Raw genomic sequence first — 3,507 nt, 5'->3', positions numbered from 1 at the left:
ATATTAGCCTGACGATGACCTACTTTCACACGGGAATCCGCACTATCATCGGCGCTGAGTCATTTCACTGTCCTGTTCGGGATGGGAAGGAGTGGGACCAACTCGCTATGGTCATCAGGCTTGACTGGTTGGCGACTTGTTCAACGCTGAACAAGACACCCAATTTGTAGAGCTGCGCAGTATACCAAGTTTTGGTGTACTGCGCGTCGAATCAGCTTTGATTTTGATTGCGTTCAAGTGTTCAAGTCAATGAACAGACTTCTGAAGAACGGTATAACGGTTTGACTACTCAATAGTCCTTGCACGAGTTCAGTGATGTTTCCATCGCTTGAACTGTCAAAGTTATAGGGTCAAGCCTCACGGGCAATTAGTACTGGTTAGCTTAACGCATTACTGCGCTTCCACACCCAGCCTATCAACGTCCTGGTCTCGAACGACCCTTCAGGGGGCTCAAGGCCCCGGCAAGACTCATCTTGAGACGAGTTTCCCGCTTAGATGCTTTCAGCGGTTATCTCTTCCGCACTTAGCTACTCGGCGATGCCACTGGCGTGACAACCGATACACCAGAGGTGCGTCCACTCCGGTCCTCTCGTACTAGGAGCAGGCTCTCTCAATCTTGCAGCGCCCACGGAAGATAGGGACCAAACTGTCTCACGACGTTTTAAACCCAGCTCACGTACCTCTTTAAATGGCGAACAGCCATACCCTTGGGACCGGCTACAGCCCCAGGATGAGATGAGCCGACATCGAGGTGCCAAACACCGCCGTCGATATGAACTCTTGGGCGGTATCAGCCTGTTATCCCCAGAGTACCTTTTATCCGTTGAGCGATGGCCCTTCCATACAGAACCACCGGATCACTTTGTCCTACTTTCGTACCTGCTCGACTTGTCAGTCTCGCAGTCAAGCACGCTTATGCCAATGCACTATCAACACGATTTCCGACCGTATTTAGCGTACCTTCGAACTCCTCCGTTACACTTTGGGAGGAGACCGCCCCAGTCAAACTGCCCACCATACACTGTCCCCATCCCGGATAACGGGACAAGGTTAGAACCTCAAACACACCAGGGTGGTATTTCAACGTTGGCTCCATAGAAACTAGCGTCCCTACTTCAAAGCCTCCCACCTATCCTACACAGATCTGTTCAAAGTCCAATGTAAAGCTACAGTAAAGGTTCATGGGGTCTTTCCGTCTTTCCGCGGGGAGATTGCATCATCACAAACATTTCAACTTCGCTGAGTCTCTGGAGGAGACAGTGTGGCCATCGTTACGCCATTCGTGCAGGTCGGAACTTACCCGACAAGGAATTTCGCTACCTTAGGACCGTTATAGTTACGGCCGCCGTTTACTGGGACTTCAGTCAAGAGCTTGCACCCCATCATTTAATCTTCCAGCACCGGGCAGGCGTCACACCCTATACGTCGACTTTCGTCTTTGCAGAGTGCTGTGTTTTTAATAAACAGTCGCAGCCACCGATTCTCTGCGGCCTCATTTAGCTCCCCAAGTAAATGGTTCACTGACTAGAGGCACACCTTCTTCCGAAGTTACGGTGTCAATTTGCCGAGTTCCTTCTCCAGAGTTCTCTCAAGCGCCTTAGAATACTCATCTCGCGCACCAGTGTCGGTTTGCGGTACGGTCAATCTGTAACTGAAGCTTAGTGGCTTTTCCTGGAAGCAGGGTATCACTCACTTCGTCTGCAAGCAGACTCGTTATCACGCCTCATCTAAGCTCTCCGGATTTGCCTAAAGAGCACGACTACACGCTTGAACCGGGACATCCAACACCCGGCTGAGCTAACCTTCTCCGTCCCCACATCGCATTACAGATCGGTACAGGAATATTTACCTGTTTCCCATCAGCTACGCATCTCTGCCTCGCCTTAGGGGCCGACTCACCCTACGCCGATGAACGTTGCGTAGGAAACCTTGCGCTTTCGGCGAGGGGGCTTTTCACCCCCTTTAACGCTACTCATGTCAGCATTCGCACTTCTGATACCTCCAGCAGGCTTCACAACCCACCTTCACAGGCTTACAGAACGCTCTCCTACCACGTGCAATAAATTGCACATCCGCAGCTTCGGTAACTGGCTTAGCCCCGTTACATCTTCCGCGCAGGACGACTCGATCAGTGAGCTATTACGCTTTCTTTAAATGATGGCTGCTTCTAAGCCAACATCCTGACTGTTTTAGCCTTCCCACTTCGTTTCCCACTTAGCCAATTTTGGGGACCTTAGCTGGCGGTCTGGGTTGTTTCCCTCTTGAGTCCGGACGTTAGCACCCGGTGCTCTGTCTCCCAAGCTGTACTCATCGGTATTCGGAGTTTGCAATGGTTTGGTAAGTCGCCATGACCCCCTAGCCATAACAGTGCTCTACCCCCGATGGTAATACTTGAGGCACTACCTAAATAGTTTTCGGAGAGAACCAGCTATTTCCAAGTTTGTTTAGCCTTTCACCCCTATCCACAGCTCATCCGCTAATTTTGCAACATTAGTCGGTTCGGACCTCCAGCACCTGTTACGGTACCTTCATCCTGGCCATGGATAGATCACTTGGTTTCGGGTCTACACCCAGCGACTAATTCGCCCTATTCGGACTCGATTTCTCTACGGCTTCCCTATTCGGTTAACCTCGCCACTGAATGTAAGTCGCTGACCCATTATACAAAAGGTACGCAGTCACCCTTGCGGGCTCCTACTTTTTGTATGCATGCGGTTTCAGGATCTATTTCACTCCCCTCCCGGGGTTCTTTTCGCCTTTCCCTCACGGTACTAGTTCACTATCGGTCGATTACGAGTATTTAGCCTTGGAGGATGGTCCCCCCATATTCAGACAGGATTTCACGTGTCCCGCCCTACTCTATTTGCGCTTAGTTCCACAATCAACATTTTTCATACGGGGCTATCACCCGCTATGGCCGGACTTTCCATTCCGTTCTGATATGCCAACTGCTAAAACGCAAGGGCTACTCCGATTTCGCTCGCCACTACTTTCGGAATCTCGGTTGATGTCTTTTCCTCGAGCTACTGAGATGTTTCAGTTCACCCGGTTCGCCACGCATACCTATGTATTCAGTATGCGTTACCCCTCGCGGGGTGGGTTTCCCCATTCGGAAATCTCCGGATCAAAGCTAATTTGCCAGCTCCCCGAAGCTTATCGCAGGCTATCACGTCCTTCGTCGCCTGTAATCGCCTAGGCATCCACCACATGCACTTAGTCACTTGACCCTATAACTTTGACAGCGCTGACTGCACTGTCGGTCAAGAACTCGTACAGACCCGTTTCATCGGTCCATACGTTATTGAGTATTCACGCGTTACGCCGTTCTTCATACCTAAACAATTTCTTGCTCAGTTGAAGTCTATGTTGACGCAATCAAAATGTTGCCGACGGCACGGTGTCCAGCCCCTTTACAAAGAACTGAACTTTCCGTCGACAACGCTGATTCGACTCTACAAATTGTTAAAGAACAACAGCCAATATTGACTGACAAACCACAACAACCCC

At 50.5% G+C, this 3,507-nt stretch carries 2 rRNA genes; both read right to left on the bottom strand.

What is annotated here, in order from left to right:
- Window positions 1-6: 6 nt before the first annotated feature.
- Window positions 7-119: ribosomal RNA gene (gene rrf / locus OOZ63_RS28695) — 5S ribosomal RNA — on the bottom strand.
- A gap of 227 nt (window positions 120-346) precedes the next feature.
- Window positions 347-3,227: ribosomal RNA gene (locus OOZ63_RS28690) — 23S ribosomal RNA — on the bottom strand.
- Window positions 3,228-3,507 lie beyond the last annotated feature (280 nt).

Source organism: Paucibacter sp. PLA-PC-4, assembly GCF_026241155.1.
GTDB lineage: Bacteria > Pseudomonadota > Gammaproteobacteria > Burkholderiales > Burkholderiaceae_C > Roseateles_E.
This window is presented reverse-complemented; position numbering and strand designations above follow the sequence as displayed.